We start from the raw sequence: 6,450 nt of genomic DNA on the forward strand, positions 1-6,450 counted from the left end.
GCTGCACACCGAAAAGAGCGTGGGCAAAGCCCCGTCGATCGACTTGCTCTTTGCGGTCCGCGGCAAGGACTGAGACCCAACGGCTAAAAAGAAGCCCCCCTTGCGGGGAGCTTCTTTTTTAGATGACGCCGAACCGGCGCAGCGCGTTTTGGATACCGTCGTGGTCGACGTCGTCGGTGACGTAGTCGGCGGCCTGCCGAACCTCCTCGCCCGCGTTTCCCATCGCGACGCCCACGCCCGCGAAGCGCAGCATCTCGATGTCGTTGCCGCCGTCCCCGAAGGCCATCGTATCCGAGGCCGGGATGCCGAAGTGGGCGAGCATCTTTTCAATCCCGATGCGTTTGGAGCCGCCGCGCGGGGTGATGTCGGAAAAGTAGGGGCTCCACCGGGTGGCGGCGCAGCCGGGCATCCGCGAGAGGGGGTAGGACTCCTCCTCGGGGGTGAGGAAAAAGGTAAGCTGGTAGACGTCGTGGTGGAGCGCGCGGTGGTAGTCCGCCACCTCGGGCAGCGGAAGATTCACCGCCTTGTGGGCCGAACGCATGTTGTCGTCGATCCGGTTGGCGTAGATCCGGTCCTTCTCCATGAAGAGGCAGGGGAAGGGATCGCGGTCGAGCAGCTCCACGAGTGCGCGGATGTCGGCGGGGGGCACGCAGTTCTGGTGGACCATGCCCTCCCGCGTATAGCAGTACTGCCCGTTGAGCGTGATATAGCCGTCGTAGGGGAAGTCGCCGAGGATGTGCCCCTCCTGCATGACGGCGGTGTGCCGCCCGGTGGCGATGAAGAGGAGGACCCCCTTCCGGCGTGCCTCGTCGAGCGCGCGCCAGGTGCTTTCGGGGATGCGGTGGGTCGAAAAGCTCACCAGCGTCCCGTCGATGTCAAAGAAGATTGCCCGAATCAAGCAGAAACCCCGCCTTTCCGCCGCCCTCGGCGGCAAAAGTTTCAGAACTCCCGGTAGAGGGCGGCCACCCGCCCGAGGACGACCACATGGTCGGTATAGATCGGCTCCATCGCGTCGTTCTCCGGCTGGAGGCGGTAGCCGCCGTTCTCCTTGTAAAAGCGCTTGACGGTCGCCTCGTCGTCCACCAGCGCGACGACGATCTCGCCGTTGCGGGCGGTCTCGCAGCGCCGCGCCACGATCAGGTCGCCGTCGAAGATGCCGACGTTGATCATGCTGTCCCCCCGCACCCGCAGGGCGAAGAGCTCCTTCGCGTCCCCGTGCAGCGCGACGGGCAGGTAGTCCTCGATGACCTCCTCCGCCAGGATCGGCTGTCCGGCGGCCACCGTGCCGACGACGGGGACCCGCGTCACCTCGCTGTGGGGCAGGCGGATCGAGCGGTTGAGGTTGTCCTCCCGCAGGATGTACCCCTTCTCCTGGAGGCTCGTGAGGTAGCGGTGCACGGTCGAGGTCGATTTGATCCCCAGCCGCGCGCAGATCTCCCGGACGCTGGGGACCACGCCGGCGTCAATCGATGTGCGGATAACCTCGAGAATGTCGGCCTCCCGCGGTGACAGCTGCTGCATATGGGCACCTCCCGTATGGTTTGTTTTCGGTTCCAGTATAGCAGAAGACGTCCCAAAATGCAAACGTATGTTCTAAAAACTTTAACAGGATGAAACGGGTGTTACCAATATTCAAATTTCGTTTATAAAAAGAGTGACTTTTCTTTAAAAAGTAGCCATGAATCCTTAACAAACCACCCGGAAAAATGGTTATAATAAAGATGTACTCAAGATTAGCCGCAAACATTTTGAGTATCTCTACCCTCCTCAAAACACACCTCAAACAGCTTGGACCGGATGTTGCAGAGCATCCGGCCCTTTTTTTGCGCCGCGAGGGATCCGGGCCGCCCGCTCAGATGGGCAGGCCGAGCACGCCGCGCGCGAGCCAGACGAACGCGCCGAGCAGGAGGACGAGCACCGGCTGGTGCAGCAGGTAGATCCAGAGGCTTTTGCGCCCGACCGTCTGGAGGGCGGGAAGGCGTCCCCGGTAGCAGAAAGAGGGCAGCCTGCCCGCGCGCGCCCACACCCCAAGATAGGACCCCGCGAAAAAGAGAAGGGTCCAGGGGAGGATGGGGAAGTAGTCGGCGGATTCAAACCAGGGCTGGGGAAACCCGAGGGGGAAGAGCCAGGGGCTGGCGGTGTACCAGCTTTCGGGCAGCTGCGCGGCGAGGGGCGGAAAGCCGAAGACGCCGTCCGGCACCCTCCGGCAGAAAAAGAAGAGGGTGAAAAAGAGGAGGAACCCGGCGGCGGTGGGGATCCGGTCGAGCAGGGGGCGCAACAGCGCGAAGAGGACCATGCTCGCGCCGAGCAGGTGGAGGATGCCAAAGCGGTCGGGCACCATCGGGAGCAGGCCGGTGACGAGGGTGATGAGCAGCCCGCAGGCAAAGCAGGCGAGCCCGCGCCGCAGGTTGCTGCGGGAGTAACGGGAGACAGCGCCCGAAATGAAGACGAAGAGCCCGGCGAAGAGGGGCTGCAGGAACTTCTGGAGCAGCGGCGCGTCGAAGATGGGGATCCTGACGCCGTAGACGGCGATCAGGTCGAAGGCGCCGTGGTAGATGACGACCAGCAGGATGGACAGGCCCCGCAGCTCGTCGAAGAGCAGGACGCGGCCGGGTTTCCCGGCGGAGTGGGACTGGGGCATGGCGCAAACCTCCTTGGCGAAAATGGAAAGGAACCACCGGTTCCGGCGGCGCGGCCGAAAACAGGGAAAAATTCCCTGCCTGCATTATAGCACAGCCGCGGGCTTTTGGGGAACTTCCGGCGGCAAAACGGCGGAAAACCCGCCGAAAGCCGGGGCGGGCGCGGGCCCGTCCTCCGGACAGGATAGCATGTCCGCGCCGCGAAAACGCGGCAAAAAAGGGGCCTCGCGGCCCCTTTCCCTCAAATCTTCGGAATGTACTGGTCGATGACGTCCCGCGCGGCGTCGGTGTCCGCGAGCATGAGCATGATGAGATAGCCGCCCTGCTCATAGATGACCGCGTCCTGCGCGATCTGGTGGGCGTCGTAGACGTCGTAGTTTTCAAACTCCTTGGCGCGGTTGAGCTTCACCTGCTCGAGCGCGTCGCGCACCTTGGGCTCCATCCCCTCGGACGGCTTGAGGATGAAGACGTCGGCCAGCCCGAAATCCCCCGAGGAAAAACGCACCCAGTAGCTGTCGAGCATCGAGACGTCGAGGAAAAATTTATCGGTCAGGTCGTCGTCCGACGCGTCGGCGAGCCCGCGGACGGTCACGTTCTCGTAGATTTTTTCGATCGCCGTTTCCGGTTCGGCGGTCTCCACAAGGGGACCGGCGCTTTCGACGGCGGCGTCCTGCCCGGGCCCCTCCGAACGGCAGCCCGTCAGGCAGAGGAGCAGCGCGCAGAGGAGCGCGATGGTTCTTTTCAAGGCGGAAGCCTCCCTTCCGGCCGTTTCGGCACCTTTTAAGTATAACGGATTTCCCCGGTTAGTCAAGCGGGCCGCCCGGGGCGCCCGCGTTCTTGCAAAAACCGCCGCGATTTGCTATCATTAGCAAAGGCGATTCTATAGGGAAAGGGTGTTTGACATGGATACGTTTTGGGGACTTTTGATCTTTTTCGGCGTGGCGGTGCTGGCCGCCGGCGCCGCGCTGGTGCTCTACAAAAAACTGCACCCCCGCACGGAGGATTCGGAGCGCAGGAAGGTTTCGCGCGCGCTGCGCAGTTTTGCCGCGCCGCGCGGCTACAAGGTGATCGACAGCCCCGTGCTCGTCTCGAACGGGCTTTCCGGCTGGGCGGACCACATCCTTGTGGGTTATTTCGGCGTTCTGCTCGTCTATGACCTCTGCTACGCCGGGGAATACTTCGGCGGGCCCGACGAGGAGCAGTGGGTCATCGCGGACGAGGGCAAGCGGTATTCGGTGCCCAACCCGCGCAGGGCGGCGGCCCAGTGCTCCGGCCGGGTGCTCACCCTCTGCCGGGACGCGGGGCACCGGGTGCCGGTCGAGCAGGTGGCGGTCATCACCTTTAACGGCAAGAAGACGATCAGCTATATCAAATCTCCGGAGGTCATCAAGATGGGCAAGCTGCGCGGCTACCTGAACCGCGCGCGGTTCGACGAGGACCGCGGGGTCAACGTCGAGGCGGTGACGGCGGTGCTGGAAGCCGCCCGGAAGAATTGAGGGGAGTAGGGATGGAAGAACGGTATCTGCTGGAACTGCGCGGCGTCAGCCGCCGCATCAGCAGCGAATTTTATCTGCGGGGGATCAACCTCGCGCTGCGCCCCGGCGAGGTGCACGCGCTGGTGGGGCGCAACGCCTCGGGCAAAAGCACCCTCTTTTCCACGATCATGGGCGTTTTTACGCCCGACAGAGGGCAGGTGCTGATCGACGGGCAGCCCGCCGAGATCCGAAACACCTCCGACGCGGTCAAAAACGGGCTGATCCTTGTGGCGCAGCACCAGCAGATGTTTGCGAACCTGCCGGTCTATGAGAACCTCTTTTTCGGCAACGAGCTGCGCATGGGCGGCAAGCTCGGGCTGGTGGACAACAGGCGGATGCTCCACCGGTGCGAGGAGGTCTTCCGCCAGATGAACGTCCAGATCGACCCGCGCGCGCCGATGGGCAACCTCACCGACGCGGAACGCCAGCTCACGGCGATCGCCCGCGCGATCGTCACCGACGGGCGGATCATCCTGCTGGACGAGCCCTCCACCCACCTCAACGAGAGCGAAAAGCAGCGGCTTTACGACGCGATTGCCGGGCTCAAGCAGGAGGGCCGCGCCTTCCTGATCATTTCCCACGACCTGAACGAGGTGCTCGCGGTCGCGGACACGATCTCGGTCATGGAGGACGGGGAGATCGTGCGCAGCGCGCCCGCCGGTGAATTCGACGAGAAGGCGCTGATCGAGGCGGTCTACGGCATCAAGTCGGAAAACATCTATTACCGCGAGCGGCCGGAGGCCGGGAAGGAGGTCCTGCGCCTCGAGGACTTCTCGGGGCCGAACTTCTCCGGCGTGAGCCTTTCGCTGCGCGCCGGGCAGGTGACCGCGTTCATGGGCGGCGCCCAGTCGGGCAAGCTCAGCGTCGCGCGCAGCCTCGCGGGACTCGGAAAGACGACGGGGAAGATCTTCTTAAACGGCGCCCCGCTGGAGATTCCCTCGCCGATCACGGCGGTGAGGGCGGGCATCGTGCTCGCCTCCAGCCAGGAGGACGAGGAGGAGATCCGCGAAAGCGAGATCGCGGTCAACGCGGGCAAGCAGGACACCTCCGCCAGCCGCATGGCAATCTCTGCCAAACGGCTGATGGCCAGCGTGGGCAAGGCTCTCGGCAACTACGTCATGCTCCGGCCGCAGCAGGAGTACATCACGGGCGGCAACCGCCAGCGGGAGCTGGTGGAACGCGCGATGCGCAAGCAGGCGTTCGTCTACCTGCTCTGCGAGCCGACCGCCGGCGTGGACATCCCCGCGAAAATGCGGCTCTATTTTGAGATGAACAAGCTCCTCCAGAAGGGCGCGGCCGTCCTCTGGCTCACCGCCGATATCGACGAGGCGTTCGGCCTCTGCGACAACATCGCCGTCATGCGGGATGGCGGGCTCGCGCTGAGCGGCTCCGCCGCCGGGCTTTCCCGCGAGGCGGTGCAGGAGGCGATCGGGGCAGCCGCTCAGTGAGCGGAGGAAGTTGTCGGTAGTCGACCGACAGCGAGTTCCTTTCTTGCTTGCCCAAGAAAGGAACCAAAGAAGGGCACGAGGGGCTTAGGCGGCCTGCCCGGGCATAGATGCGCTCCTCGCCTGCGGCGAGCGCCGCAGAGCGGCGACGCGCATTCAAAGAGGGCCACAGGCCCCCTTTGGATTCCCCGTAGGGAGTCGCCATGCGACCCGGCCCGAAGGGCCGGAATCCTAAGAGGATGCCTTCGGCGGATGCCCGGAGCGCGCTACGCGCGACGGCCGATCTCCGGCCTAAGAGCCGCCTTCGGCGGTTGGCCTTCGAAACGCGGTCTGCGGACCGCAGTCGCGGGCGCTCCGCCCCGCGACCCCGGCTTGAGTCCGCTTCGCGGACCCGGCCCTGCGGGCCGGATTCTCTACAAGGATGGCCTGCGGCCAAATCCCTGCGACCCCAACGCCGCCTCCGGTTGGCCTGCGGCCAAAGTCGGCGGCGCCCGGTTCACGGATCAATAGGCAAGTTTACCGCATCCCGCCAGCCGCCGCGCCGCGGGCGCAATGCCTCTGCCCGAGAGTCTCCGGAACCGTACCCGAAATACTTTCGGGGAGATGAGACGGCAAAACACAAAGGAGCGCCGCCCGGTGGGCGGCGCTCCTTTGTGGCTGAGCCTTCTGTTCCTGTGTTGGGAGCGCCCGCAACCTGAATTGAGCCCTCAGCTGGTGTACCTGTGGGGAGTGACGGTAGTCTGCGGGTACTGGCAAGGTACTCCCGGGGGTTTCTCAAGGGGACTGGCGGAAGTCCCCTTGAGCGCCCTTCTTCCGCCGACTTCTTGGGCG

6 protein-coding genes are annotated in these 6,450 nt (G+C 64.4%); 2 read left to right on the plus strand and 4 right to left on the minus strand.

The annotated features are described in order from the left end of the window. Window positions 1-118: 118 nt before the first annotated feature. The 4 genes from ACZO3G_RS14230 to ACZO3G_RS14245 form a co-directional block, all read right to left on the minus strand. Window positions 119-898: a Cof-type HAD-IIB family hydrolase gene (locus ACZO3G_RS14230; protein WP_276874225.1), complete on the minus strand. Its 780-nt coding sequence runs from the start codon at window positions 896-898 to the stop codon at window positions 119-121. Window positions 899-939: 41 nt separating this feature from the next. Beyond that, complete coding sequence (lexA, locus tag ACZO3G_RS14235; protein ID WP_101548165.1) at window positions 940-1,521, minus strand: transcriptional repressor LexA; 582 nt, start codon at window positions 1,519-1,521, stop codon at window positions 940-942. A 331-nt stretch (window positions 1,522-1,852) separates the two neighbouring features. Continuing rightward, entirely contained in the window at window positions 1,853-2,641 is a 789-nt protein-coding gene (locus ACZO3G_RS14240) for a heparan-alpha-glucosaminide N-acetyltransferase domain-containing protein (protein ID WP_101548167.1), read from the minus strand. A 239-nt stretch (window positions 2,642-2,880) separates the two neighbouring features. Further along, a complete protein-coding gene (locus tag ACZO3G_RS14245) occupies window positions 2,881-3,384 on the minus strand; it encodes a DUF4358 domain-containing protein (protein WP_172439108.1) in 504 nt (167 codons plus the stop codon). A gap of 157 nt (window positions 3,385-3,541) precedes the next feature. Here ACZO3G_RS14245 and ACZO3G_RS14250 point away from each other — a divergent pair, with 157 nt between their 5' ends. Next, complete coding sequence (locus ACZO3G_RS14250; protein ID WP_146021659.1) at window positions 3,542-4,135, plus strand: nuclease-related domain-containing protein; 594 nt, start codon at window positions 3,542-3,544, stop codon at window positions 4,133-4,135. An 11-nt stretch (window positions 4,136-4,146) separates the two neighbouring features. After that, window positions 4,147-5,622: an ATP-binding cassette domain-containing protein gene (locus tag ACZO3G_RS14255; protein ID WP_276874217.1), complete on the plus strand. Its 1,476-nt coding sequence runs from the start codon at window positions 4,147-4,149 to the stop codon at window positions 5,620-5,622. Window positions 5,623-6,450 lie beyond the last annotated feature (828 nt).

It is taken from the genome of Anaerotruncus sp. (assembly GCF_057433415.1).